Annotated in this window: 21 protein-coding genes; 12 read left to right on the plus strand and 9 right to left on the minus strand. The window is 72.9% G+C overall.

The features are described from left to right. The first annotated feature begins 17 nt into the window (after positions 1-17). From ACFRU2_RS21485 to ACFRU2_RS21495, 3 genes are all read left to right on the plus strand, one after another. Positions 18-968 (plus strand): diacylglycerol kinase, encoded by a 951-nt coding sequence (locus ACFRU2_RS21485; RefSeq protein WP_382974310.1) that lies wholly within the window; start codon positions 18-20, stop codon positions 966-968. A 65-nt stretch (positions 969-1,033) separates the two neighbouring features. Continuing rightward, positions 1,034-3,871 carry a DEAD/DEAH box helicase gene (locus ACFRU2_RS21490; protein ID WP_382974313.1) on the plus strand — a complete coding sequence of 946 codons (2,838 nt, stop codon included), beginning with the start codon at positions 1,034-1,036 and terminating at the stop codon, positions 3,869-3,871. Positions 3,872-3,961: 90 nt separating this feature from the next. Beyond that, on the plus strand, positions 3,962-4,612 hold the full coding sequence (locus ACFRU2_RS21495) for a helix-turn-helix domain-containing protein (RefSeq protein ID WP_382974314.1): 651 nt from the start codon (positions 3,962-3,964) through the stop codon (positions 4,610-4,612). 15 nt (positions 4,613-4,627) lie between these two features. On the opposite strand, the gene ACFRU2_RS21500 is transcribed toward ACFRU2_RS21495, so the two are convergent. The 4 genes from ACFRU2_RS21500 to ACFRU2_RS21515 form a co-directional block, all read right to left on the minus strand. Next, positions 4,628-5,599 (minus strand): pseudouridine synthase, encoded by a 972-nt coding sequence (locus ACFRU2_RS21500; RefSeq protein WP_382974317.1) that lies wholly within the window; start codon positions 5,597-5,599, stop codon positions 4,628-4,630. 53 nt (positions 5,600-5,652) lie between these two features. Then, positions 5,653-7,197: a serine hydrolase gene (locus tag ACFRU2_RS21505; protein ID WP_382974319.1), complete on the minus strand. Its 1,545-nt coding sequence runs from the start codon at positions 7,195-7,197 to the stop codon at positions 5,653-5,655. A gap of 294 nt (positions 7,198-7,491) precedes the next feature. Then, complete coding sequence (locus tag ACFRU2_RS21510) at positions 7,492-8,340, minus strand: siderophore-interacting protein (protein ID WP_382974321.1); 849 nt, start codon at positions 8,338-8,340, stop codon at positions 7,492-7,494. A 61-nt stretch (positions 8,341-8,401) separates the two neighbouring features. Further along, positions 8,402-9,307: a 5'-3' exonuclease H3TH domain-containing protein gene (locus tag ACFRU2_RS21515; protein ID WP_382974642.1), complete on the minus strand. Its 906-nt coding sequence runs from the start codon at positions 9,305-9,307 to the stop codon at positions 8,402-8,404. A 214-nt stretch (positions 9,308-9,521) separates the two neighbouring features. Here ACFRU2_RS21515 and ACFRU2_RS21520 point away from each other — a divergent pair, with 214 nt between their 5' ends. Continuing rightward, positions 9,522-10,175, plus strand: coding sequence for a helix-turn-helix domain-containing protein (locus ACFRU2_RS21520; RefSeq protein WP_382974324.1), 654 nt, complete (start codon positions 9,522-9,524; stop codon positions 10,173-10,175). Positions 10,176-10,179: 4 nt separating this feature from the next. Beyond that, complete coding sequence (locus ACFRU2_RS21525) at positions 10,180-10,902, plus strand: helical backbone metal receptor (protein WP_382974327.1); 723 nt, start codon at positions 10,180-10,182, stop codon at positions 10,900-10,902. Here the strand turns inward: ACFRU2_RS21525 and ACFRU2_RS21530 are convergent. Next, the gene (locus tag ACFRU2_RS21530; RefSeq protein WP_382974330.1) at positions 10,899-12,056 is read right to left on the minus strand and encodes a TDT family transporter; all 1,158 of its coding nucleotides are present in this window, start codon (positions 12,054-12,056) and stop codon (positions 10,899-10,901) included. The two genes, ACFRU2_RS21525 and ACFRU2_RS21530, sit on opposite strands and share 4 nt — an antisense overlap. Before the next feature lie 70 nt (positions 12,057-12,126). On the opposite strand from ACFRU2_RS21530, the gene ACFRU2_RS21535 reads away from it, so the two are divergent. Beyond that, positions 12,127-13,068 carry a LysR family transcriptional regulator gene (locus tag ACFRU2_RS21535; RefSeq protein WP_382974332.1) on the plus strand — a complete coding sequence of 314 codons (942 nt, stop codon included), beginning with the start codon at positions 12,127-12,129 and terminating at the stop codon, positions 13,066-13,068. A gap of 396 nt (positions 13,069-13,464) precedes the next feature. Here the strand turns inward: ACFRU2_RS21535 and ACFRU2_RS21540 are convergent, their stop codons facing one another. The 3 genes from ACFRU2_RS21540 to ACFRU2_RS21550 form a co-directional block, all read right to left on the minus strand. Continuing rightward, positions 13,465-14,160 carry a gamma-glutamyl-gamma-aminobutyrate hydrolase family protein gene (locus ACFRU2_RS21540; protein ID WP_382974335.1) on the minus strand — a complete coding sequence of 232 codons (696 nt, stop codon included), beginning with the start codon at positions 14,158-14,160 and terminating at the stop codon, positions 13,465-13,467. 39 nt (positions 14,161-14,199) lie between these two features. Continuing rightward, complete coding sequence (eat, locus tag ACFRU2_RS21545) at positions 14,200-15,687, minus strand: ethanolamine permease (RefSeq protein WP_382974338.1); 1,488 nt, start codon at positions 15,685-15,687, stop codon at positions 14,200-14,202. Positions 15,688-15,805: 118 nt separating this feature from the next. Beyond that, entirely contained in the window at positions 15,806-16,552 is a 747-nt protein-coding gene (locus tag ACFRU2_RS21550) for a FadR/GntR family transcriptional regulator (RefSeq protein ID WP_274552721.1), read from the minus strand. Between the two features lie 77 nt (positions 16,553-16,629). On the opposite strand from ACFRU2_RS21550, the gene ACFRU2_RS21555 reads away from it, so the two are divergent. From ACFRU2_RS21555 to ACFRU2_RS21570, 4 genes are all read left to right on the plus strand, one after another. Further along, the gene (locus ACFRU2_RS21555) at positions 16,630-18,009 is read left to right on the plus strand and encodes a glutamine synthetase family protein (RefSeq protein WP_375956639.1); all 1,380 of its coding nucleotides are present in this window, start codon (positions 16,630-16,632) and stop codon (positions 18,007-18,009) included. 106 nt (positions 18,010-18,115) lie between these two features. Then, entirely contained in the window at positions 18,116-19,480 is a 1,365-nt protein-coding gene (locus tag ACFRU2_RS21560; RefSeq protein ID WP_382974341.1) for an aldehyde dehydrogenase family protein, read from the plus strand. A gap of 5 nt (positions 19,481-19,485) precedes the next feature. Continuing rightward, positions 19,486-20,280, plus strand: a complete 795-nt coding sequence (locus tag ACFRU2_RS21565) for a 3-oxoacyl-ACP reductase (protein ID WP_382974344.1) — start codon at positions 19,486-19,488, stop codon at positions 20,278-20,280. Positions 20,281-20,406: 126 nt separating this feature from the next. Next, a complete protein-coding gene (locus tag ACFRU2_RS21570) occupies positions 20,407-21,705 on the plus strand; it encodes a haloacid dehalogenase-like hydrolase (protein ID WP_382974346.1) in 1,299 nt (432 codons plus the stop codon). Positions 21,706-21,737: 32 nt separating this feature from the next. On the opposite strand, the gene ACFRU2_RS21575 is transcribed toward ACFRU2_RS21570, so the two are convergent. Continuing rightward, the gene (locus ACFRU2_RS21575; protein ID WP_382974349.1) at positions 21,738-22,940 is read right to left on the minus strand and encodes an amino acid deaminase/aldolase; all 1,203 of its coding nucleotides are present in this window, start codon (positions 22,938-22,940) and stop codon (positions 21,738-21,740) included. Between the two features lie 254 nt (positions 22,941-23,194). Here ACFRU2_RS21575 and ACFRU2_RS21580 point away from each other — a divergent pair, with 254 nt between their 5' ends. Continuing rightward, positions 23,195-24,082, plus strand: coding sequence for a hypothetical protein (locus ACFRU2_RS21580; protein WP_382974351.1), 888 nt, complete (start codon positions 23,195-23,197; stop codon positions 24,080-24,082). Next, a complete protein-coding gene (gene mycP, locus ACFRU2_RS21585) occupies positions 24,079-25,263 on the plus strand; it encodes a type VII secretion-associated serine protease mycosin (RefSeq protein ID WP_382974354.1) in 1,185 nt (394 codons plus the stop codon). The genes ACFRU2_RS21580 and mycP overlap by 4 nt, the downstream gene beginning before the upstream one ends. The last annotated feature ends 6 nt before the right edge of the window (positions 25,264-25,269 follow it).

The following is a 25,269-nucleotide window of genomic DNA, read 5'->3' on the forward strand; positions in this document are numbered from 1 at the left end:
CGGGTACATTCCCGCGGGTGAGTGCTGAGATCACCCTCTTCGTCAATCCCACCGCAGGAAGCGGCCGGGCCGCGCACGCAGCGCAGCCGGCCGCTTCCGCGCTTCGTGAGGCCGGCTTCTCGGTGCGGACCGTCGTCGGAGGCGACGCCCCCGACGCCCTGGCGCGGCTGCGCACCGCGGTGCGCGAGGGCACCGGAGCGGTGATCGCGGTCGGCGGGGACGGGATGGTCTCCCTCGCGCTCCAGGCGCTCGCGGGCACGCTGGTGCCGCTCGGGGTGGTCGCGGTGGGCACCGGGAACGATTTCGCGCGCGCGATGGGACTGCCCGTACGGGAACCCGCGCGGGCGGGCCGGCTGGCCGCCGAGGCGCTCAAGGAGGGCCGGGTCCGCGAGATCGACCTCGGCCGGGTGGCCGGGGCAGGGGAAGGCGCCGGGGAAGGCGCCGGGGAAGGCGCCGGGGCCCGGGACGGTGCCGGCGGCACCTGGTACGGGACCGTGCTGTGCTCCGGCTTCGATTCGCGGGTCAACGACCGGGGCAACCGGATGCGGCTGCCGCTCGGCCGGTTCAAGTACGACCTGGCGATGGCCCTGGAACTCGCCGCCTTCCGGCCCTTCCCGTACCGGATCACCCTGGACGGCGGCCGGGTCCTGGAGACCGAGGCCACGCTGGTGGCCGTCGGCAACGGCTCCTCCTACGGCGGCGGCATGCGCATCTGCGCGGACGCGGTGCCCGACGACGGGCTGTTCGACGTCATAGTCGTCGGCGACTGCACCCGCACCACGCTGCTGAAGGTCTTCCCCCGGGTCTACAAGGGCACCCACCTCGACCATCCGAAGGTCACCGTCCACCGGGCCGCGAAGGTGACCCTGGAGGCGGCCGGCATCACCGCCTACGCGGACGGCGAGCCGCTGGGCCCCCTCCCGGTGACCGCGCAGTGCGTCCCGGCGGCCCTGCGGCTCCTGACGTAGGGCCGCCGGGCCCGCGCAAAAGATCGCGACTGTTGTCAGAGGCGGCGGGTAGGCTCGAAGACAAGATGACCGAAGAACTTTCTCCCGCCGAGCGGTACGCCGCTGCCCGGATCCGCGCCGCCGAAGAGGCCACGGCCCTGGCGCCTTTCCGTGAGATGTACGAATTCGACCTGGATCCCTACCAGATCGAGGCCTGCAAGGCACTGGAGGCCGGCAAGGGCGTCCTCGTCGCCGCGCCGACCGGCTCGGGCAAGACCATCGTCGGCGAGTTCGCCGTGCACCTGGCCCTCCAGCAGGGCCGCAAGTGCTTCTACACCACGCCCATCAAGGCCCTGTCGAACCAGAAGTACGCCGACCTCGCCAAGCGCTACGGCGCGGACAAGGTCGGCCTGCTCACCGGCGACAACAGCGTCAACGCCGATGCTCCGGTGGTCGTCATGACCACCGAGGTGCTCCGCAACATGCTGTACGCGGGCTCGCAGGCGCTCAACGGCCTGGGATACGTGGTGATGGACGAGGTGCACTACCTCTCCGACCGGTTCCGCGGAGCCGTCTGGGAGGAAGTCATCATCCACCTCCCCGAGTCGGTGACCCTGGTCTCGCTGTCCGCCACCGTCTCCAACGCCGAGGAGTTCGGCGACTGGCTCGACACCGTGCGCGGCGACACCCGGGTGATCGTCTCCGAGGAGCGGCCCGTACCGCTGTGGCAGCACGTCATGGCCGGCCGGCGGATCTACGACCTCTTCGAGGAGGGGTCCGACCACGGCGGCCGCGGCTCCGCGCGCCGCGAGGTCAACCCCGACCTGCTGCGGATGGCGCGCGAGGAGAACAGCAGCCGGTACAACCCGAAGGACCGGCGGCGCGGAAAGATGGTCCGCGAGGCCGACCGCGAGCGCGAGCGGCGCTCCCGCGGCCGGATCTGGACCCCTTCGCGGCCCGAGGTCATCGCCCGGCTGGACGGCGACGGGCTGCTGCCCGCCATCAACTTCATCTTCAGCCGGGCCGGATGCGAGGCCGCCGTCCAGCAGTGCCTGTACGCGGGCCTGCGGCTCAACGACGACACCGCGCGGCTCAAGGTGCGCGAGATCGTGGAGGAGCGGACCGCCTCCATCCCCACCGAGGACCTGCACGTCCTGGGGTACTACGAGTGGCTCGAAGGGCTGGAGCGGGGCATCGCCGCGCACCACGCGGGCATGCTGCCCACCTTCAAGGAAGTCGTCGAGGAGCTGTTCGTACGGGGTCTGGTGAAGGCCGTGTTCGCCACGGAGACCCTGGCGCTGGGCATCAACATGCCGGCGCGCACGGTCATCCTGGAGAAGCTCGTCAAGTGGAACGGCGAGCAGCACGCCGACATCACCCCCGGCGAGTACACGCAGCTCACCGGCCGGGCCGGGCGGCGCGGCATCGACGTCGAGGGCCACGCGGTGGTGCTGTGGCAGCGGGGCATGGACCCGGCGGGCCTGGCCGGGCTCGCGGGTACCCGTACGTATCCGCTGCGCTCCAGCTTCAAGCCCTCGTACAACATGGCCGTCAACCTGGTCCAGCAGTTCGGGCGGCACCGGTCGCGTGAGCTGCTGGAGACCTCCTTCGCGCAGTTCCAGGCCGACCGCTCGGTCGTCGGGATCTCCCGGCAGGTGCAGCGCAACGAGGAGGGCCTGGACGGTTACCGGGAGGGCATGACCTGCCACCTGGGGAACTTCGAGGAGTACGCGCGGCTGCGCCGCGACCTCAAGGACCGCGAGAACGACCTGGCCAAGCAGGGTGCGGCCCAGCGGCGGGCGCAGGCGGCCACCTCGCTGGAGAAGCTCAAGCCGGGCGACATCATCCACGTGCCGACGGGCAAGTTCGCTGGTTTGGCGCTGGTGCTGGATCCGGGGGTGCCGGCCGGGCGTTCCAACGGGCACCGCGGGCACGAGTACACCGAGGGTCCGCGCCCGCTGGTGCTCACCTCGGAGCGGCAGGTCAAGCGGCTCGCCGCGATCGACTTCCCCGTGCCGGTGGAGCCCCTCGACCGGATGCGGATCCCCAAGACCTTCAATGCCCGCTCTCCGCAGTCCCGTCGGGACCTGGCTTCGCAACTGAGGACCAAGGCCGGCGACTTCAGGCCTGCTCGGGCACCCCGCGGGCGGGCGGCCGCGGCCGACGACCGGGAGATCACGAGGCTGCGCACCGCGCTGCGGGCGCACCCGTGTCACGGCTGCGACGAGCGCGAGGACCACGCCCGTTGGGCGGAGCGCTACCACCGGCTGCAGCGGGACACGCGGCAGCTGGAGCAGCGCATCGAGGGCCGGACGAACACCATCGCCCGCACCTTCGACCGGATCCACGCGCTGCTGACGGATCTGGACTACCTGCGCGAGGACGAGGTGACCCCGCACGGGCGGCGGCTCGCGCGGCTCTACGGAGAGCTCGACCTGCTGGCGTCGGAGTGCCTGCGGGCCGGTGTCTGGGAGGGGCTGAGCCCGGCCGAACTGGCCGCCTGCATTTCGGCGCTGGTCTTCGAGGCGCGGCAGTCCGACGACGCGGTGGCGCCGAAGGTGCCGGGCGGCGCGGCGAAGGCCGCGCTCGGCGAGATGGTCCACATCTGGGGCCGGCTCGACGCGCTGGAGGAGGAGCACGGCATCAATCAGGCGGAGGGTGTGGGCCAGCGCGAGCCGGACCTCGGCTTCGCGTGGGCGGTGTACCAGTGGGCCTCCGACAAGAGTCTGGACGAGGTGCTGCGCGAGGCGGAGATGCCGGCGGGTGACTTCGTGCGCTGGTGCAAGCAGGTCATCGACGTGCTGGGGCAGGTGGCCGCCGCGGCGCCCTCCTCGTCCGAGGGCGGCAGCACGGTGGCCCGCAATGCCCGCAAGGCGGTGGACGCGCTGCTGCGTGGTGTGGTGGCCTACAGTTCGGTGGGCTAGCCGATTTGTAGCTTCCTCCAGAAGTGATCGTGGCCGGATCTCACCTCTTGCCATGATCGCTTCGGCGTGTCCCCGTGAGAAAATCGGAACATGACTGGGGGAACGGACGAGGGGCCGAGACGGGTCGGTCGGCCGCGCGCCGATCAGCTGAGGCCGGCGAGCGGGCGGCCGCCGCGCGAGGAACTCCTCTACGCGGCGGCCGAGTTGTTCACGGTCAAGGGGTACGCGGCCACCACCACGCGGGCGGTGGCCGAACGGGCCGGAATGCGCCAGGCCACGATGTACCACTACTTCGGCGGCAAGGAGGAACTCCTCGCCGAACTCCTGGAGTCCACGGTCGCGCCCTCCCTGGAGCTGGCCCGCCGGCTGGCCCGGGACACGGAGCGGCCCGCCGGACGCCGGCTCTGGGAGCTGTGCCGCTCGGACGTGATGCTGCTGTGCGGGGGGCCCTACAACCTGGGCGCGCTCTACCTGTTGCCGGAGGTCGCCGGTGCCCGCTTCGCCCGCTTCCGCCGGATGCGCCAGGAACTCAAGGACATCTACCGGGAGTTGCTCGACGGTACGGGCGTCGGAGCCGAACTCGCCGGTGACCGGGCCGGGCTGGTGCTCCGCAACGACCTCGTCTTCGGCCTCATCGAAGGCGTCATGCTGATCCACCGCTCCGATCCGGGGCGCCCGGTGGCCGCCTTCGCGGAGGCCACCGCCGACGCGGCCCTGCGGATCGCGGGCGCCGACCGTTAGGGGGTGTCCCGCCGTCTAGGTGCGGTCTTCGGACCCCGCTTCCCAGCCGGGCCGGTCCTCCCAGGCCCGCAGGCTGCGGGCGCTCTCGATGCGGTGCGCGATCCCGGTGACGGGATCGGTGAACTCCAGGGTGCGGGCCAGGAGCTGGAGCGGGCGCCGGTAGTCGTCGGGCGCCGGATCGCGGACCCTCGGATAGACCGGGTCGCCCAGGATCGGCAGGCCCAGGCTGTTCATGTGCACCCGCAGCTGGTGGGTGCGCCCGGTGTGCGGGGTCAGCCGGTAGCGCGCGATGTCCCCCTGGACCGCGAGGAGTTCGGCCAGGGTCTCCGCATTGGGCTCGGCGCCCGCGACCTCCGTCGCCGCCATCACCCCGCGGACCTTCTCGATGTGGCTGCGCAGGGTCCGGGGGAACTCCACCGCCGGGTCGTGGGGCGCGAGCGCCTCGTACTCCTTGCGGATCCGCCGCTCCTGGAACATCAGTTGGTAGGCGCCCCGGTCCTCGGGCCTGATGCTGAACAGCACCAGCCCGGCGGTCATCCGGTCCAGCCGGTGCGCGGGGCTCAGCGCGGGCAGGCCGTGCTCCACCCGGAGCCGGGCCAGGGCCGTCTGGAAGACGTGGCTGCCGCGCGGGGTGGTGGCCAGGAAGTGCGGCTTGTCGGCCACCAGCAGGTGCTCGTCGCGGTACACGACCCCGATGGGGAAGGGCACCACGGGCTCGGGCGGCATGTCCCGGTGGAACCACAGGAAGCCGCCGGGCTCGTACGGGTCCTGCGGCCGCAGCACCCGGCCGCCGACGCCCAGCACCCGGCCGTCCCGCAGCAGGCGGGCCATGGACTCGGAGCCGCGCGTGCCCTCGTAGCGTGCCGTGAGGTACGAGCCGAGGTCCGGCCAGGTCCCGTCCGGGTCGGGGGGCAGCCGCATGCGGACCGGGTCGATGCCGGAGACCTGGGGCAGGGGTGCGTCGGGGATGTGGGATCTGCGCTTCACCGGGTACAGGCTATGCGGCCGGCCGAGGCCCGGCGCGATCCGGAAGGGACGGCCTAGCCGCCGGTGAAGGTCCCCAGGTGGTCGGCGTCCAGGTACTCGATGCGGACCGTGCGGTCGGAGGGGGAGAAGAACACCCCGGTGCGGCCGACGGCGTTCTCCCCGGCGGTCTCGAAGCTGAAGGTGTCCCCGTCGTAGTGGCTGAGGGGGAAGACCATCGGCTCCGGCCCGAGGGACAGCGTCAGCTTGCCCTCGCTCGTGGCCGCCACGGTCGCCTTGCCGTAGTAGGGGTTCTCGTACGTGCCGGTGTACGCGGAGTCCTCCCCGGCCGGCTTCGCGCCGGTGGGCGGGTGGGCGTAGTCGGTGGGGGAGCGGCCCTCCGCGTTGATCCGGGCGTAGAGGGCGCCCGTCAGGGCCAGCCAGTCGGTGGTGGCCTTCCCGTGTTCGGCGGTGTCGAAGAAGTCGGCCGCGACGGCGTCGGGGAGGCCGACGGGGGCGCCGTTGGTGAGCACGACGATGCCGAGCTTCTCCAGCGGGAGCATGGCGACGCTGGTGTTGGCGCCGAGCTCGAAGGCGCCGGAATGGCTCAGGCGCAGGCGGCCCGCGTCGTCGTAGCCGACGTTCCAGCCCAGCCCGTAGAAGCCGGTGCGGCCGGTGGGGGAGGCGGGCGGCTGCGACACGATCTCGGGGAGGTGGGTGCGGGCGAGGGTGTCGGCGGGGATGATCCGCTTGCCGTCGAGGGTGCCGCCGGAGAGCTGGAGGCGCAGCCAGCGGGACATGTCGCGGGCGGTGCTGCTCACCCCGCCGGCCGGGGCCTGGGCGTCGGGGTCGCGGACGAAGCGGGGGCTCCAGGTACCGTCCGCGTTCTTCACGTGGGTGGCGGCATGGTCGGGGGCGTCGACGAACGCCTGGAACTCGGTGCTGGTGTGCGTCATGGCGGCGGGCTTGAAGAGGGTGTCGGCGCTGAGCTTCTGCCAGGTGGTGCCGCGGGAACGGGCGATCGCCTCGGCGCCGGCGGTGAACCCGAAGTTGGTGTAGGCGTAGCTCGCGCGGAAGGGGGCCAGGGGCGCCAGGCGCAGGTGGTCGAGGACGTACGCCTGGTCGTAGCCGAGGTCTTCGAGGAGGTCGCCGGCGTGGTCGGGCAGACCACTGCGGTGGGAGAGCAGGTCGGCGGTGCTGACGTGGGAGGTCACCCACGGGTCCTTGAGGGCGAAGCCGGGCAGCTCCGTGTGCCGGTCGAAGTCGGCGGGGTCCTCGAGGACCCCGGCGGCGACGGTGGAGGAGATCGGCTTGGAGAGCGAGGCCACCTGGAAGACGGTGTCGGGGTTCACCGTGGCCGGGTCGCCGACGCGGCGCACGCCGAAGCCCTTGAGGTAGACCACCTTGTCGTCGTGGACGACGGCGACGGAGACGCCGGGGACCCCGGTGCGGCGCATCATCTCGGCGACGGTGGCGTCGAGGCGCCGCACGGCCGTGTCGACTTGGGCGTCGGTGAGCTGGGCGGTGGGCGCGGGCGGCGGGCTCGGCGCGGCGGTCGCGGTCCCGGCCGTGGCCAGGAGGGCGGCTGCTCCGGCTGCCGTGAATGCGCGGAGCGTACGCATGGGGCCATTGTGCCGCTGAACGGGTGAGGGCGCCTCGCGTGGGCCGCCCGGCGGCGGCCGGGGTCCGGTGGCCGGGCCGCCCCGTGCCCCGGTGGACGCTCGCCGCGGGGTGCCCGTGCGGGCGGGGTGGGCTCGTCCCCTACCCGCCCTTCGCCCGTTCCCTGGGGCTCCGCCCCAGACCCCGCGCCTCAAACGCCGGAGGGGCTGGATTTTGCCGCGCAGCGCACGTACGGGTCCGGGCGGAGCCCGGGGAACGGGCGAAGGGCGGGTAGGGGACGGCCCCGGGGTGGTGGGTCAGGACGCGGCGGAGGCCAGGGGGCGTTCCTGCTCGGCTTCGACTTCAGCGTTCCAGTCCCGCTTGATCGCGCGCCAGCCCTCGTCCGTCTGGCCCAGGCGCCAGTAGCCGGAGATCGACAGGCGTTCGCGCGGGATGCCGCGCTCGATGCGCAGGTGGTGGCGCAGGGATCTGACGAAGCCGGCCTCGCCGTGCACGAAGGCGTGGACGTCGGCGGAGGGGAAGGCCAGGGCCTGGACGGCCTCGGTCAGCGCCTCGCCGATCGGGCGGGAACCGCGGTGGATCCAGACCGGGACGATGCCGTCGGGAGTGGCGATCTTCTGCTCGTCGTCCGGGCCCTCGACCTCCACGAGCGCGTGGACCAGTGCCCCGGCGGGCATCCGCTCCATCGCCGCGCCGATTGCCGGCAGGGCGCTCTCGTCGCCGACCAGGAGGTGCCAGCCCGCGACCGGGTCCGGGGCGTAGGCCCCGCCCGGACCGAGGAAGCGGACGAGTTCACCCGGCTGGACGCGGGCGGCCCAGGGGCCGGCCAGTCCTTCGTCTCCGTGGACCACGAAGTCGAGGGTCAGTTCCAGGTGGGCCGGGTCCCAGGCGCGCACCGTGTAGGCGCGCTGGCGCGGCCACTCCTCGCGGGGGTGGTCCGCCCGGATCCGGTCCAGGTCCCAGGGGGTGGTGTACGTGACGCCGTCCGGTGCGAAGAGCAGTTTCACGTAGTGGTCGGTGTACGTGCCCGCACCGAATCCGGCCAGACCGGCACCGCCCAACACGATCCGCACCATGTGCGGACCCAACCGCTCGGTCCGCACGACGACTGCGGTGCCGACCTTGCGGGCGCGTCCTTCTGCCACGACGTCTCCCTGACTTTCCGACCCTGACTCCGTGAAGCTTAGGATTACCTAAGTTAGCACCTCAGGGGCGGAGTGCGCTGCCCAGACGTTCAACGGCTCCACTCAGGCCCCACCTGTGAGCCAGCGCCGCCACCAGATCCGGCTGCGCCGGGGTGGCCGGAAGCGCCGGGTCGAACGCCGGAAGCGGAACGTCCGAGGCGACCTGGACCACCTTGGGGGCCACCGCCAGATAGGGCCTCGATTCGTCCAGCCGCTTGCGCTGGGTGGGGGTCAGCTTCGACTTCGGGTCCTCGATCGCCGCGATGATTCCGGCCAGGTTCCCGTAGGCGTCCAGCAGCTTCGCCGCCGTCTTCTCGCCGATGCCGGGGACGCCCGGCAGACCGTCGCTCGGGTCCCCGCGCAGCAGCGCCAGGTCGGCGTATCCGGGGCCGTCCACCCCGTACTTCTCGCGGAGCCACGCCTCGTCGGTCACCTGGAGGGTGCCCACGCCCTTCAGCGGGTACAGCACGCGGCGCTGCTTCGCGTCGTCGACCAGCTGGTACAGGTCCCGGTCGCCCGTGACGATGTCCACCGGGCCGGTGGCGCGGCCGGTCAGGGTGCCGATCACGTCGTCGGCCTCGTACCCGGCGACCCCCACCCGGGCGATGCCGAAGGCGTCCAGGGCCGCCTCGATGATCGGGACCTGCGGGGCCAGGGTGTCCGGGGTCTCCTCCACGTCCGGGCCGCTCTCCGTCTCCTGCGCGACCCGGTGGGCCTTGTAGGACGGGATCAGCTCCACCCGCCAGTGGGGCCGCCAGTCGGCGTCCATGCAGGCCACCAGGTCGTCGGGCCGGTGGTCCTGCACGAGGCGGCCGATGAAGTCGAGCAGTCCGCGGACGGCGTTGACCGGAGTGCCGTCGGGGGCCTTCACGGAGTCCGGCACGCCGAAGTACGCGCGGTAGTAGAGGGAAGCGGTGTCCAGGAGCATCAGGCGTCGTGTCGTCGTCACGGTCACGATGATGCACTGAGGGCAAACGGAAAGTGGCGCAGGTACGGCCTCCTCTGCCCGTGAGCGCGAAACCGGGGCCGGTTGCTGCGTAAGGTGCTTACAGCACACCGATGTGCGATGTGCGATGTGCGAGGGACCGGGCCAACCGAAACAAGGCCGGGCCAACCGAAACAAAGGGGAGGGCAGCCCCGCCATGGACGACAGGGACGGCACCGACGGCGAGCACGGCACCAGCGCGACGACCGGCGCGGACGACAAGGAGCGGGACCGGGACAAGGACTCCAAGGAACCGCTCCGGGTCGGCGTGGCCGTGCGCAAGAGGCGCCGGGCCCTGCACCTGACCCTCGCCGCGGTGTCCGCGCGCAGCGGACTGTCGGTCCCCTTCCTGAGCCAGATAGAGAACGAGCGGGCCCGGCCCAGCATGCGGTCCCTCGAACGGGTCGCCGACGCGCTGGAGACCACGGCCGTCGATCTGCTGGCCGCCTCCGACACCGCGCGCACCGTGGACCTCGTACGGGCCGGCGACGATTCCGCGCTGACCCCCGTCCCGGGCGTACGGCCCCTCGTACGCGGGCACCACCAGTTGCACGCCCTGGAGTTCACGGGGGACCAGGACGCGGGCCGCGAGTACCAGCACCGCAACGACGAGCTGATGTACGTGGTCTCGGGCGCCTGCCAGGTGGAGGCCGAGGGGCGGGCGTACCGGCTGGAGAACGGCGACGCGCTGTTCCTGTCCGGCGGGGTGCGCCACCGCTGGCGGGCCGTCACCGAGGACACCCGGATCCTGATCGTCGCGGTCGGCGAACACATCCACGCGACCTCCGAGCCGCCCTCGCCGGGACACTGACCGGATGCGGGTCGTTTCGCTGGTGCCGTCCCTGACCGAGGCGGTGGCCGTGAGCGCGCCCGGGGCGCTGGTCGGGGTGACCGACTGGTGCACGCACCCGGCCGCTCTGGGGGACGCGGCGCGCATCGGGGGGACGAAGAACCCCGACGTACGGGCGATCGCGGAGCTGCGCCCGGATCTGGTCCTCGCCAACGAGGAGGAGAACCGGGCCCCGGACCTGGCGGCGCTGCGGGAAGCCGGGCTGGAGGTCCTGGTCACCGAGGTACGGGACCTCCCGCAGGCGTTCACCGAGTTGGACCGGGTGCTGGTGGGGGCCATGGGGCTGGAGCGGCCCCGGTGGCTGGCGGAAGCGGAGGCCGCCTGGGCCCGCGCAGAGCCGGCCGGAGAGCCGCGGACGGCCTTCGTGCCGGTCTGGCGCCGGCCCTGGATGGTGCTGGGCCGCGACACCTTCGCGGGGGACCTGCTGGCCCGCCTCGGCGTGCGCAACGCCTACGCCGGGCATCCGGAGCGGTACCCGAGGATCCCGGCGGCCGAACTGGCCGCCGCCGGCTGCGAGCTCGTGGTGTTCCCGGACGAGCCGTACCGGTTCACGCCCGGGGACGGGCCCGAGGCCTTCCCCGGCATCCCGGCGGCGTTCGTCGACGGCCGCCACCTGACCTGGTACGGACCCTCGCTGGCCACGGCCCCGGAGGTGCTGGGGGCGGCCCTGCGGGCCTCGCTCCCCTAGCGGGGCGCGGCCAGCAGGCGGCCGGTGGCCAGGCCGCGCAGGGTGTTCGCCGCGGCCAGCAGCCAGGCGGTCAGCAGGGCCAGGAAGAGGGCCGCGGCCAGCCAGGAGAAGGCGGTGAGGCCGGTGTGCCGGGCCAGTCCGGCGGCGCCGGTGACGCAGGTGCCGACGGGGAAGGTCAGCGCCCACCAGGTCATGGCGAACCCCATGCCGTCCCGGGCGGCCCGCAGCAGCATCGCCGCGGCCAGCGCCAGCCACATCAGGGCGAATCCCATCACGGGGACGCCGTAGACGACCGCGAAGGCGGAGAAGGCGCCGGAGTAGGCGCCGGCGTTCGACTCGGGAGCCATGTCCGCGAGGGAGTTCACGGCGGTGGTGGACTGGCCGAGGGGGCCCAGGACCAGGAACAGGGTCGGGGTGAGGGCCAGGGGCAGGGGGCCACTGACGATCAGCCGGCCGAAGATCAGGGGGAGCAGCAGCAGGGTGGCGAGCAGGCTGAGGCCGAACATCGCGTAGCAGCCGAGCAGCATGGCCTCGCGGGCCTGGCCGGCGGGGAGATGGGGGATGAGCAGGGGGCCGAGCGCGGCGGAGACCATGGGCGCGACCACCGGGAGCAGCCAGACGGGGGTGGCCTGGTGGGCCTCGACCTTGTGCCGCACCACCATCAAGTAGGGGACGGCCACGGCCGCGAGGAGGCCTATCGCGGTGCCTGCGGTGAACAGGACCGTGTCCACGGCGATGGCGGCGGGGAGGCCGATGAGGTCCTTGCCCACGATGAGCGCCCCGCCGCCGACGGCCAGCAGGGCCATCGAGAGGCAGCCGTAGAAGGGGGCCACGGCGGGGTCCAGGAGGTGGGTGCGGGCCTGGTCGCGGTGGTGGAGCCAGTGGCCGGCCCGGGCGGTCAGCAGGACCGCGAGGGCGGTGGCGGCCAGCACCCAGAAGATCTGGCAGACCACGCGCTGGCCGGGGAGCTGGTACGGGAGGGTCGCGCCGGCATTGGCGATGATCGCCGTGCCCATGACGGAGGCGTACCAGTTGGGGCCGAGGTGCCGCAGGGAAGGTGCCTTGTGGGTGCCGGCGCCGAGGGGTGCAGGGCCGGTGGGGGCGGTGGGGGTCCCAGGGGTGGTGGGGCCGGGGCGTACGAGGGTGGTGGCCATGGGTCCAGCATCACGCCGGGCGGGGCCGGACGGCAGAGGGGATCTTCCTATGAGGGCATAAACTGAGGTTATGGGTAATGGGCACGGTAATGAGGAGTGGGTCGAGGGGCAGCTTCCCCTGGCGCACCGGGTCCCGGACCTGGGGGCCATGGAGCTGCTGCTCGCGGTTGCGCGCGTGGGCAGTCTGAGCGCCGCCGCGCGACGGCTCGGGATCACCCAGCCCGCCGCCAGCAGCCGGATCCGGGCGATGGAGACCCGGCTCGGGGTCGCACTGGTGGACCGCTCCCCGCGCGGGTCGACGCTGACCGCGGAGGGCGCGCTGGTCACGGACTGGGCCCGGCGGGTGGTGGAGGCCGCCGAGGCCTTCGACGCGGGCGCGCAGGCGCTGCGGGGCCGCCGTGACTCCCGGCTGCGGGTTGCCGCCAGCATGACCATCGCGGAGTACCTGCTGCCCGGCTGGCTGATCGCCCTGCGCGGGCAGCGCCCGGACACGGCGGTGTCGCTGCACGCGGGGAACTCGGCGGTGGTGGCGGAACGGGTGCTCGCGCACGAGGCGGACCTCGGCTTCGTGGAGGGACTGAGCGTGCCGGAGGGACTGGACTCGGTGGTCATCGCGCAGGACCGCCTCGTGGTGGCGGTGGCCCCCGGGCACCCCTGGGCCCGGCGCACCCGCGGGGTGGAGCCGGCGGAGCTCGCGGCGACACCGCTGATCCTGCGGGAGCGGGGGTCGGGGACCCGGCAGGTCCTGGACGCGGCGCTGGCCGGGTGCGGGGGGCTGGCGGAGCCGCTGCTGGAACTGGCCTCCACCACCGCGGTGAAGGCGGCGGCGGTGAGCGGGGCCGGGCCGTGCGTGCTGTCGGAACTGGCGGTCGGGGACGAGATGGCGGGGCGGCGGCTGGTGTCCGTGCCGGTGCTCGGGGCGGGGCTGGAGCGGGAGCTCCGGGCGGTGTGGCCCGCGGGGGCCCGTCCGGCGGGCCCCGCACGTGACCTCCTGTCCCTGACCCGCCGCTGAGGCGGGACCGAGTCGCCTGTGGTCCGGCCCGGGCCGGGCGCTGCCCCGCCGCCGAGGCGGCGCCGAGTCGACTCTGATCCGGCCCGGACAGAGTCCTGGGCCCGGCCAGAGTGCCGGGGGCCGGCGGGGGCTCGCGCCCACGGGGTCCGGGGCGTAGCCCCGGGGAACGGTGGAAGGGTGGGTAGGGGACAGTTCCGCGCCGGCCCTCGCAGCCGGGTCCCCGAGTCGGGGCGCGGCGGGCGGGCCCTGCGGGGCGAAGTCCCCTACCCGCCCTTCCACCGTTCCCCGGGCGCTGCCCGGGCCCGCGCCTCAAACGCCGGCGGGGCTGGGTGTGGCCCCGGGCGCTGCCCGGACCCGGTGCTCAAGCGCCGGACGGCTGGAATGGCTGCGCCCAGGTCAGGCGGTGGGTGGGGTGGAGGCTGCTGTGATCAGAGCTGACATGACGCGGGTGTCCTTGTCCAGTTCCGGGTGCCATTGGACGCCCAGGGTCCAGGGGGCGCCGGGGAGTTCGATGGACTCCACCGTGCCGTCGGCGGCGTGGGAGGAGGCGATCAGGCCCCGGCCCAGGCGGTCCACGGCCTGGTGGTGGTAGGTCGGGACCTCCGACTCCTCCGGGACCAGGGCCGCGTACAGCGTGCCGGGGACAGGGCGGACCGGGTGCCAGGAGACCACGCCGGGGCTCAGCACGTGGCCGTCGATGTGCTGGATCAGGGTGCCGCCCAGGGCCACGTTCAGCGCCTGCATGCCACGGCAGATGCCGAGCAGGGGCGTACCGGAGGACAGCGCCGCCGTGATGAGCGCGAGCTCCCACGCGTCGCGGACGGTGGCCGCCGGTCCGGTACGGGGATCGCGCGGAGCCCCGTACCGGACCGGGTCCACGTCCGGGCCGCCCGCGACGACCAGGCCGTCCAGCCGGCTCAGCACCTCCGCCGCCGCCTCCGGTTCGTCCGGCGGGAGCAGGACGGCGGTGCCGCCCGAGGCCTGGACGAGCTCGTAGTACCCGGTGGGGATGAGGGCGGTGGGGACGTCCCACACCCCGTAGCGGGTGGATTTCTCGACGTAGGTGGTGATGCCGATGAGCGGCCTGGGCAAGGGAGTACCTCCGAGGGGAGCGACGAGGAGAGCGGTGGGTCAGTCTCGGGAGAGCTCGGCCTCTGCTTCCGCCAGTGCCGCGAACTCCTCCTCCGGGGCGGAGGCCACCAGGTGGTGCCGACTGTAGAACGCGAAGTAGGCGAGGGCGACGGCGTACACGGCCAGGGCGATGAATGCCGCGTCCTTGTCCACCAGGAAGGTGGCGACCAGGGCCGAGAGGGCGAGGACGAAGGCCACCGTGGAGGTCACGATGCCGCCCGGAGTGCGGTACGGGCGCTCCAGGCCGGGCTCGCGGCGCCGCAGCACGATGTGGGAGAGGGCCATGAGGGCGTAGCTGATGGTCGCCCCGAAGACCGCCATGTTCAGCATGCGCGGGCCGTTGCCGGTGGCGGCGGCCAGGGCGAAGCCGATGGCGCCGGGGATGAGCAGGCCCAGGTACGGGGCCTTGCGCTTCGAGGTGAGGGACAGGAAGCGGGGGAGGTAGCCGGCCCTGGAGAGGGCGAACAGCTGGCGGGAGCCGGCGTAGATGAGGGAGAAGAAGGAGGCCACCAGGCCTGCGAGACCGGCGTAGTTGACGAAGGTCTTCAGCCAGGACAGGTCGGGGTCGCCCTCCAGGGCGACGACCAGCGGGTTGCCCGCGTCCTTGATGGCGTCGGCTCCGCGCGCACCGGTCGAGGCGAGGAAGGTGACCAGGGCCAGGAGGACCAGGATGCCCATGGAGATCGACAGGGCGCGCGGGACCGAGCGGACCGGGTCCTTGGCCTCCTCGGCGGCCAGCGGCACGCCTTCGACCCCGAGGAAGAACCACATGCCGAAGGGGAAGGCGGCCCAGATGCCGAGGATGCCCAGCGGCAGCCAGGAGCTCGCGCCCGCGGCGGTGGTGTCGACGGCGATGTTGTCGAGGTTGGCGGGGTCGAACTGGGTGAACGCGCCGACGGCGAAGACGATCAGCGCGATCACGGCGATGGCGGTGACGATCAGGGAGAAGCTCAGGGCCTCGCCCACGCCCCACAGGTGGATGCCGATGAAGACGACGAAGCAGGCGAGGTAGACCGGCCAGCCCGAGGTGAGGCCGAAGAGGTTGAGCGACTCCACGTAGTCGCCGATGAAGATGGCGATGGCGGCCGGGGCGAGGATGTACTCGATGAGGATCGCGGTACCGGTGAGGAAGCCGCCCCAGGTGCCGAGCGCCCGGCGGGCGAAACCGTATCCGCCGCCCGCGGTGGGCAGGATCGCCGACAGTTCGGCGAGGGAGTAGACCAGGCACGCGTACATCGCGCCCATCAGGACGGTGGCGATGGCGAGGCCGCCGAAACCGCCCTGGGCGAGGCCGATGTTCCAGCCGGAGAAATCGCCGGAGACCACGTACGCGACGCCGAGACCGGTCAGCAGCAGCCAGCCGGCACTGCCGCGGCGCAGGGTGCGGCGCTCCAGGTAGCCGTCGGTGCCGTTCTCGGGGTCCGCCTTCTCGAGGGACGGAGTGGGTTCGGGTACGGCTGCCAGCCGTGCGCCGGTGTCGTCGGCCATGTGCGCTCCTGCCTAGGGCAATGGTTGTGGGGCGTACCTTTGCTGCTCGGGCGTGGCGGGCGCAAGACCCCTGCGTTAAACAGGGGTTACGAATGCCTCTCGGTCGGGGTGGGTCCGATCAGGTCAGGAACCCCCGCAGCAGCGCGGCCGTGCCGCAGCAGTGCTCGCGCATCACCTCGCGGGCCGCCTCCGGGTCCCGGTCCAGGACCGCCTCCACCAGCGTGCTGTGCTGCTGCTGCGAGTGCTCCAGGTTGCGCACCAGCAGCGGGATGCAGTCCAGCAGGTCGTTCACGGTGGCCCGGACGGCCGCGTACTGGGCCGTCAGGGTGGCGGATCCGGCGAGTTCGCACAGGGTCAGGTGGAAGAGCGTGTCCTGGCGGCGGTAGTCGGGCAGCGGGGCGTCGTGGGTGGCGGTCAGCGCGCCGAGCAGCCGGTCGGTGTCCCGCTCCGACAGCCCCTGGGAGGCGCACAGTCCGGCCGCGCCCACCTCCAGGACCTCGCGGAAGCGCAGCACGTCCTCGATGTCCACGCCCGCGACCCGGCGCCGCAGCTCCTCCTCGGTGCCCCCGGCCGGCGTGTCGGGGCGGGGCAGGACAAACGTTCCGCCGTACCGTCCGCGCCGGGCCTCCACCAGGCCCTGGTCCTGGAGTACCTTCAGCACCTCGCGGAGCGTCACCCGGCTGATCCCCATCCGCTCGGCCAACTCGCGCTCCGGCGGCAGCCGTTCCCCGCCGGGCACCAGTCCGAGCCGGACCACCTGGAGGATCTGCTCCAGCGCCTCCTCGAAACCGTTGCCCGCCCGCACCTGTCGCAGTACGGGATTGAGCCTCCGGGCGGCCTCGTCCTCGCTCGCCGTATCGGTCATCTCGCCTCCTCCCCTTCCCAAGCAATGGTTCTATTCAATACCTTAGGCCCCCTCGGCTCACCGAAGGAGAGAATCCCGTGGTAGACCGCAAGCCGCCGCTTTCGCCCGAGGAGCTCCGCGCTCTCGTCGCCAGCGGTGAAATCGACACAGTGGTCCTGGCCTTCCCCGACATGCAGGGGCGCCTCCAGGGCAAGCGGTTCGCCGCACAGTTCTTCCTCGACGAGGTCCTCGAGCACGGCACCGAGGGCTGCAACTACCTCCTCGCCGTCGACACGGACATGAACACCGTCGACGGGTACGAGATGTCCTCCTGGGACCGGGGCTACGGCGACTTCGCCATGCACCCCGACCTCGCCACCCTGCGCCGGATCCCCTGGAACCCGGGCAGCGCCTTCGTCCTCGCCGACCTCGCCTGGAACGACGGCTCGCCCGTGGTCGCCGCGCCCCGGCAGATCCTGCGCCGCCAGCTCGAGCGCCTCGGCGAGCTCGGGTACACCGCCATGGTGGGCACCGAGCTGGAGTTCATGCTCTTCCTCGACACCTACGAGCAGGCCTGGAACTCCGACTACCGCGGCCTGACTCCCGCCAACCAGTACAACACCGACTACTCCATCCTCGGGACCGGCCGCGTCGAGCCCCTGCTGCGCCGCATCCGCAACGAGATGCAGGCCGCCGGCCTGGTCGTGGAGTCGGCCAAGGGCGAGTGCAACCTCGGCCAGCACGAGATCGTCTTCCGCTACGACGAGGCGCTGACCACCTGTGACCAGCACTCCGTCTACAAGACGGGGGCCAAGGAGATCGCCGCGCAGGAGGGCGTCTCGCTCACCTTCATGGCCAAGTACGACGAGCGCGAGGGCAACTCCTGTCACATCCACCTCTCGCTCAACGACGCCGACGGGCGCAACGCGATGGCCGGTGAGGGGCCGGACGCGCACGACCACGGCGGTATGTCCCCCGTGATGCGCCACTTCCTGGCCGGCCAGCTCGCCGCGCTGCGCGACTTCTCCCTTCTCTACGCCCCCAACATCAACTCCTACAAGCGTTTCCGGCCGGGATCCTTCGCGCCGACCGCCGTGGCCTGGGGCGTGGACAACCGGACCTGCGCGCTCCGGGTGGTCGGTCACGGCCGCTCCATGCGCTTCGAGAACCGCCTGCCCGGCGGCGACGTCAACCCGTACCTCGCCGTCTCCGGCCTGGTCGCGGCCGGGATCTACGGCATCGAGAACCGCCTGGAGCTGCCCGAGCCCTGCGCCGGCAACGCCTACACGGCCGACTTCGCGCACGTTCCCACCACCCTGCGCGAGGCCGCCGAGCTCTGGGAGAACAGCGAGATCGCCAAGGCCGCCTTCGGCCCCGAGGTCGTCGCCCACTACCGGAACATGGCCCGCGTCGAACTGGACGCGTACGACTCCGCCGTGACCGACTGGGAACTGCGCCGCTCCTTCGAACGCCTCTAGGAGCCCGGGAGCCGTCCCGCGGATCCCCGAGATCCCCGCGGATCCCCGTGCACCCCATACCGGAACCACCGCACCCACCGCACCCGAACGTCTGAAAGGCCACCACGTGTCCGATGCGCTGGAAGTCTTGAATCCGGCCACCGAGGAACTCGTCGCCGTCGTCCCGGCCGCCACACGGGACGACGTCGACGCCGCCGTCGCGCGGGCCACCGCCGCCCAGCGGGCCTGGGCGGCGGCCGCGCCCGCCGACCGGGCCAGGCTGCTGCGCCGCTTCGCCGCGGTCGTCGACGGGCACATCGAGGAACTGGCCCTGCTGGAGGTCCGGGAGGCGGGCCACACCATCGGGAACGCCCGCTGGGAAGCGGGCAACGTCCGTGACGTGCTCGACTTCGCCGCCGGGGGAGTGGAACGGCTCTCCGGCCGTCAGATCCCCGTCGCCGGCGGCATCGACGTCACGTTCCTCGAACCCCTCGGCGTCATCGGCGTGATCGCGCCCTGGAACTTCCCCATGCCGATCGCCGCCTGGGGCCTGGCCCCGGCGCTGGCCGCGGGCAACGCGGTCATCCTCAAGCCCGCGGAGACCACCCCGCTCACCGCGCTGCGCCTCGCCGAGCTCGCCCTGGAGGCCGGACTCCCCGAGCACCTGTTCCAGGTGCTGCCCGGCCGGGGCGAGGTGGCGGGCGACGCCCTCGTCGAGCACCCGGGGGTGGCCAAGATCGTGTTCACCGGATCCACCCGGATCGGCAAGCGGATCATGGCCAAGTGCGCCGACCGGGTGAAGCGCCTCACCCTCGAACTCGGCGGCAAGAACCCCAACATCGTCTTCGCCGACGCGGACCTGGAGGCGGCGGCGGCCTCGGCCCCGATGTCCTTCCTGGACAACACCGGGCAGGACTGCTGCGCCCGCACGCGGATCCTCGTACAGCGCTCCGCGTACGACCGGTTCATGGAGCTGCTCGCCCCCGCCGTCGAGAAGGTGGTCGTCGGGGACCCGTACGACGAGAACACGCAGCTCGGGCCGCTGATCTCGCGGGTGCAGCTGGACCGCGTACGGTCCTACGTCACCGATGACCTCACGGTCGTCCGGGGCACCGCCCCCGAGGGCCCCGGCTTCTGGTACCCCCCGACCCTCGTCACCGGCGTCGACCCCACCGCCGCCGTGGCCACCGAGGAGGTCTTCGGACCGGTCGCCGTCGTCCTGCCCTTCGAGGACGAGGAGGACGCCGTACGCCTGGCCAACGCCACCGACTACGGCCTCGCCGGCTCCCTGTGGACCCGCGACGTGGGCCGCGCGCTGCGCGTCTCGCGCGCCGTCGCCGCGGGCAACCTGTCGGTCAACTCCCACAGCAGCGTCCGCTACTGGACCCCCTTCGGCGGCTACAAGCAGTCCGGACTCGGGCGCGAGCTCGGACCCGACTCCCTCACCGCTTTCACCGAGACCAAGAACGTCTTCATCAGCACGGAGGCCTGAACACCATGAGCAACGAGCCCACCGAAGAGATCGTCTGCCGCCGCCTGGTCGGACGGACCGCCGTCATCACCGGAGCCGGCAGCGGCATCGGCCTCGCCGCCGCCCGCCGGCTGGCCTCGGAAGGCGCCAACGTCGTCTGCGGGGACATCGACGAGACCGCGGGCAAGGCCGCCGCCGAGGAGGTCGGCGGCACCTTCGTCAAGGTCGACGTCACCAGCCCGGAGGAGGTCGAGGCCCTGTTCAAGACGGCCTTCGACACCTACGGCTCCGTGGACATCGCCTTCAACAACGCCGGCATTTCGCCCCCGGACGACGACTCGATCCTCACCACCGGCCTGGAGGCCTGGAAGCGGGTCCAGGACGTCAACCTGACCTCCGTCTACCTCTGCTGCAAGGCCGCCCTGCCCTACATGCAGCGCCAGGGCCGGGGCTCCATCATCAACACCGCCTCCTTCGTGGCCCGGATGGGCGCCGCCACCTCGCAGATCTCCTACACCGCCTCCAAGGGCGGCGTGCTCGCCATGTCCCGCGAGCTCGGCGTGCAGTTCGCCCGCGAGGGCATCCGCGTCAACGCCCTCTGCCCGGGGCCCGTCAACACCCCGCTCCTGCAGGAGCTGTTCGCCAAGGACCCGGAGCGCGCCGCCCGCCGGATCGTGCACATCCCGCTGGGCCGGTTCGCCGAGCCCACCGAGATCGCCGCCGCCGTCGCCTTCCTCGCGAGCGACGACTCCTCCTTCATCAACGCCACCGACTTCCTGGTCGACGGCGGCATCTCCGGCGCGTACGTCACTCCTCTCTAAACGTTCACCTCCCCACCACCCACCCGACAGCCGGGCGTCGCACGACGCCCGGCTGTCGTGCTCTACCGTCCGCGACGATCTTGATCGTGATGATCTTGTGAGAGAGAACCAGGAGAACCCACCTCAGTGACCCGACCCAGTTCCGTTCGCCGGCTCCAGGCCGTCTGCGCCGCCGTCGCGATAGCCGCCGGCACCCTCGTGGCCGCCGCTCCCGCCGCCCAGGCGGCCCGCCCCGGCAGTCACTGCACCACCCCCCAGCTCAAGGCAGCCTGGTACGGGGACAACCAGGCCCGGCTGCAGCAGCTCATCGACGACTACGGCAGCTGCAACCCGTACCGGCCGAACCGCAACAAGCCCGTCGCGGTCTTCGACTGGGACAACACCGTCGTCAAGAACGACGTGGGCGACGCACAGATGTTCTGGCTGCTGCGCAACGGCAAGATCCGCCAGCCCGCCGGGGGCGACTGGACCGGCACCAGCCGCTTCCTGACCCCGGCCGCCGCGCAGGCCCTGGCCGAGGCCTGCGGCGCCCTGGCGAAGCCCGGCGCCCCGCTGCCCACCGGAACCGCCGAGGGAGCCGGCTGCGCCGACGAGATCAACGCCGTCTACGGCACCGCGGCCACCCGCGCGGCCGCCCCCGCCTTCGCCGGCTGGGACCGGCGTACGACCGAGCCCGCCTACGCCTGGCTGCCGCAGCTCATGCAGGGCTGGACCGCGCGCGAGATCCGCGGCTTCACCGCCGCCGCGCGGGCCGAGAACCTGGCCGCCCCGGTCGACGCCAAGCAGCAGGTCGGCTCCACCACCGCCACCGGCTGGGTGCGCTACTACGACCAGCAGAAGGAGCTCATCGCCGGTCTGCAGAAGGCCGGCTTCGACGTCTGGATCAGCTCGGCCTCGCCGCAGCCGGTCGTCGAGGTGTGGGCCGAGGGCGTGGGCATCGACGCCCGGCACGTCATCGGCATCCGCAACACCACCACGTACGGCGGGAAGTTCACCTCCCACCTGCAGGGCTGTGGGTCCGTCGCGGACGGCGCCGACACGATGATCACCTACATCGACGGCAAGCGCTGCTGGATCAACAAGGAGATCTTCGGGGTCCGCGGCGCCGCGGCCGAGAAGGTCCAGCCGGCCGCCCGCCGCCAGGTGTTCGCCGCGGGCGACTCCGACACCGACATCTCGTTCCTCCGCGACGCGACCGTGCTGCGGCTCGTCGTGAACCGCAACAAGAACGAGCTGATGTGCCGCGCGTACGACAACAGCGACGGCAAGTGGATCGTGAACCCGATGTTCATCCAGCCCAAGAAGCAGAAGGCCGCGCCGTACCCGTGCGCGACCACCGGCTTCACCGGCCGTGACGGCACCCCGGGGCCCGTGCTCCGGGGTGACACCAGCGTCATCCCGGACCAGACGGACTCCGTGTTCTAAGGCCCGATGCCTCTAGGCCCGCGGCCCGAGGCCTAGAGGAAGGTGCGGCCCTCGCCCCGGTAGGTCGGGGCGGTGGCCGTCACCCGGTCGCCTTCGACCAGGTGCAAGGTGTCGAAGCGCTCGCACAGTTCACCGGCCTTCGCGTGCCGGAACCAGACCCGGTCGCCGATCAGCAGATCGTCGGCCGGGCTGCCGAGCAGCGGGGTCTGCACCTCGCCGGCCCCCTCCTGCGGGTCGTAGCGCAGCCCCTCGGGGAGGTACGGGACCGGCAGCCGGTCCGCGCCGGGCGCGCCGGAGGCCGGGTACCCGCCGCCGAGCACCGTGACCACCCCGACGCCGGGCCGGCGGACCACCGGCTGGGCGAAGAGCGCCGCGGGGCGGCCGGTGAAAGAGGTGTAGTTGTCGAACAGCCGCGGCACGTAGAGCCCCGATCCGGCGGCGATCTCCGTGACCGCGTCCTCGGCGGCGGTCTGCTGGACGCTGCCGGTGCCGCCGCCGTTGACGAACTCCAGGTCCGGCACCACCGCGCGCACGGCCCGTACGGCCTCGGCCCGCCGGGTGGCCAGCTCCTTGCGGGCCGTGCCCTGCATCAGCCGGATGGCGCGCGACCTCAGCGGCCGGCCCGCGAGCGCGTCGCCGACCCCGGCCACGTGGCCCTCGTAGCCCATCAGCCCGACCACCCGGAAGCCGGGCCGCGCGCTCACGGCGCGGGCCAGCTCGGCGAGCTGCGCGGGCTCGCGCAGCGGGGAGCGGCGGGCACCGACGCGCATCCTGCCCCCGAAGAGGTGCAGGGCGGTGTCCAGTTCCAGGCAGACCCGGATCTCCTGGGCGCCGCCGTCGCGGGCCCGGTCCACGAGCTCCAGCTGCGCGAGGTCGTCGACCATCACGGTGACCGCGGCGGCCAGCTTCGGATCCGCGGCGAGCTCGGCGAAGCCGGCGCGGTCGGCGGACGGGTAGGCGAGCAGCACGTCCTCGAAGCCCGAGCGGGCCAGCCAGATCGATTCGGCGAGGGTGTAGGACATGATTCCGGCGAACCCGGGCCGCGCGAGGACCCGTTCGAGCAGCGCGCGGCACCGTACGGACTTGCTCGCCACCCGGACCGGCTTCCCGCCGGCGCGACGCACGAGGTCGTCGGCGTTCGCGTCGAACGCCTCCAGATCCACGAGGGCGAGCGGAGCGTCGAGATGGGCGGTGGCCCGGTCGTAACGGGCCCGGTCGGCGGCGGGGGAGTTCATGGGCGGCAGCCTGCCAGATGGGTGTACTCGTGGGTAGGGGGTTCGTGGAGGCCGCGCGACCGCCGGCCAGGTCAGAGGCCGGGGAGGTCGCCGGGGTCACGGCTCGGTTTCGACCGCCCGATCCCCCTTCGGGACGGGGAGACGCCGGTTCGCCCGTGTGTGTGCCCTCGCTCCTCCCCGGTCGACATTGCGGCTCCGACGGGCGCGTAAAGTAAGGGCAGGCAGCCGACGGGAACGGGGGGCTGAGCCGCCGGATGAGTACGTCCACACCGCACGGCGGGGTCCTGACCGCGCCCGACCGGAACCCGGTGCCGCCACGGCGGCGCCGCGGAACGGTCCTCGCCGCCGCCCTGTGCGGCCTCCTCGGCCTCGGTCTCACCGGTGCGGCCGGCTACAAGGCCGTCACCGACCACCGGGCCGCCCAGCGGGCCCTGACCCCCGAAGCCGCGTACCGCAAGGCCGCGTCCCTCTGGCACAGCACCCCCGTGGACACGCTGCTCCCGCCCGTCCTCGACGGACAGGACGCCGGGCCGGGCGGCGCCGACCGCACGTGGACCCGTATCGCCCCCGCCGCCGACGCCGCCTGCACCGAGGCGCTCGCCGCCGACTGGCAGGCGCTGCTCGCCGAAACCGGGTGCACCCGCGTGCTCCGCGCGACCTACACCGACGCCACCCGCAGCTCCCTCGTCACGGTCGGCATGGTCTTCACCCCCGCGGACGCCACCACCATGGACTCGCTGCGCGGCCGCCTGACCGCCCCGACCGGCTACGGGTTCCCCGACAACCGCCGCGCCGCCTGGACCGCCTCCGTGCTCGCCGAGGCCCCGGTCGTCGTCTACACCGTCTCAGCCTTCGCCGACGGGCGCCGTCTCGGTGCACCCAGCCCCGCCGAGGACAAGATGGCCGAGGACGCCAGGGGGCGCGTGGCCAAGGCGGGCCTCGGGCACGAGGCCAAGGCCGTCGCCGACCTGATCGAACGGACCCTGCGCGGCCTCGCGGTCTCCCCGCAGGGCCGGCCGGTCCCGCAGACGTCACCGACGTCACAGGATCCGCCCACGGATCCGCAGGCATCGGACCCGCAGCCACCGCAGACATCACAGACCCAGCAGGCCCCGACGGCGACCCGGGAGGCCGCTCGATGACCCGCCGCGCCCTGCTCCCGGCCGCCCTCGCGCTCGGAGCCCTGTTCGTCGTCACCGCCGCGCCGCCGGCCGCCGCCGACGCCATCCGCGACCGCCAGTGGGGGCTGACGGCCCTGCGCGCCGAGGAGGCCTGGGGCACCACCAAGGGCGACGGGGTCACCGTGGCCGTCCTCGACACCGGGGTCGACCCGACCCACCCCGACCTGGTCGGCCAGGTCCTGGAGGGCGCCGACCTCGTCGGCATGGGTGCCGGACGCGGCGACCAGGCCTGGGCCCGCCACGGCACCGCCATGGCGGGGATCATCGCCGGGCACGGCCACGGCTCCCTCGGCCTCGGAGGCGTCCTCGGCATCGCCCCCCAGGCGAAGATCCTCCCGGTGCGGGTGATCCTGGAGGAGAAGGACCCCAGCCGGGACCAGGCCCGGGAGAACAAGGGCGGCGCCCTCGCCGAGGGCATCCGCTGGGCCGCCGACCACGGCGCCGACGTGATCAACCTCTCGCTCGGCGACGACAGCAGCTCCGCCCACCACGAGGCCGCCGAGGACGAGGCCGTCCAGTACGCCCTGGGCAAGGGCGCGGTCGTCGTCGCCTCCGCCGGCAACGGCGGCAAGGACGGCGACCGCATCTCGTACCCGGCCGCCTACCCCGGGGTCATCGCCGTCACGGCCGTCGACCGCAAGAACAAGAAGGCGCCCTTCTCCACCCGCAGCTGGTACGCCACCGTCAGCGCCCCGGGCGTCGACGTGGTCATCGCCGACCCCAACCGCTCCTACTACGAGGGCTGGGGCACCAGCGCGGCCTCCGCCTTCGTCTCCGGCGCCGTCGCCCTGCTCAAGGCCGCCCACCCCGACCTGTCCCCGGCGCAGATCAAGAACCTGCTGGAGGACACCGCCTCCAGTTCCCCGCCCGGCGGCCGCGACGACTCCCGCGGCTTCGGCCTGGTGGACCCGGCCGCCGCCCTCCAGGCCGCGGACGGGATGGCCCCCGAACCGGTGCTGCCCGTTCCCGTCGCGGCCGCGAGCCGCTACTTCGGTGCCGGCCCCGACCCGGTGCCCGACCGCGGGCCCTGGGGCCGTTTCGGAGCCCCGGCGGGCGTGGCCGGCGGGCTGGTCCTGCTCGTGGTGGCCGGCGTACTGGCCCGGCGGCCCCGGGCCGGACGGTGGGATCCCGATGCGGGATAGGCTCGG

The organism is Streptomyces sp. NPDC056883 (assembly GCF_042788835.1).
GTDB lineage: Bacteria > Actinomycetota > Actinomycetes > Streptomycetales > Streptomycetaceae > Streptomyces > Streptomyces stoeckheimensis.

Excerpts from the sequence above, each read along its gene's own strand:
- ACFRU2_RS21575 (WP_382974349.1), bottom strand. The coding sequence starts at position 22,940 with ATGAACTCCCCCGCCGCCGACCGGGCCCGTTACGACCGGGCCACCGCC.
- eat (WP_382974338.1), bottom strand. The coding sequence starts at position 15,687 with ATGGCCGACGACACCGGCGCACGGCTGGCAGCCGTACCCGAACCCACT.
- ACFRU2_RS21520 (WP_382974324.1), top strand. The coding sequence starts at position 9,522 with ATGGACGACAGGGACGGCACCGACGGCGAGCACGGCACCAGCGCGACG.
- mycP (WP_382974354.1), top strand. The coding sequence starts at position 24,079 with ATGACCCGCCGCGCCCTGCTCCCGGCCGCCCTCGCGCTCGGAGCCCTG.
- ACFRU2_RS21505 (WP_382974319.1), bottom strand. The coding sequence starts at position 7,197 with ATGCGTACGCTCCGCGCATTCACGGCAGCCGGAGCAGCCGCCCTCCTG.
- ACFRU2_RS21490 (WP_382974313.1), top strand. The coding sequence starts at position 1,034 with ATGACCGAAGAACTTTCTCCCGCCGAGCGGTACGCCGCTGCCCGGATC.
- ACFRU2_RS21550 (WP_274552721.1), bottom strand. The coding sequence starts at position 16,552 with ATGACCGATACGGCGAGCGAGGACGAGGCCGCCCGGAGGCTCAATCCC.
- ACFRU2_RS21535 (WP_382974332.1), top strand. The coding sequence starts at position 12,127 with ATGGGTAATGGGCACGGTAATGAGGAGTGGGTCGAGGGGCAGCTTCCC.
- ACFRU2_RS21495 (WP_382974314.1), top strand. The coding sequence starts at position 3,962 with ATGACTGGGGGAACGGACGAGGGGCCGAGACGGGTCGGTCGGCCGCGC.
- ACFRU2_RS21515 (WP_382974642.1), bottom strand. The coding sequence starts at position 9,307 with ATGCTCCTGGACACCGCTTCCCTCTACTACCGCGCGTACTTCGGCGTG.
- ACFRU2_RS21565 (WP_382974344.1), top strand. The coding sequence starts at position 19,486 with ATGAGCAACGAGCCCACCGAAGAGATCGTCTGCCGCCGCCTGGTCGGA.
- ACFRU2_RS21580 (WP_382974351.1), top strand. The coding sequence starts at position 23,195 with ATGAGTACGTCCACACCGCACGGCGGGGTCCTGACCGCGCCCGACCGG.
- ACFRU2_RS21530 (WP_382974330.1), bottom strand. The coding sequence starts at position 12,056 with ATGGCCACCACCCTCGTACGCCCCGGCCCCACCACCCCTGGGACCCCC.
- ACFRU2_RS21525 (WP_382974327.1), top strand. The coding sequence starts at position 10,180 with ATGCGGGTCGTTTCGCTGGTGCCGTCCCTGACCGAGGCGGTGGCCGTG.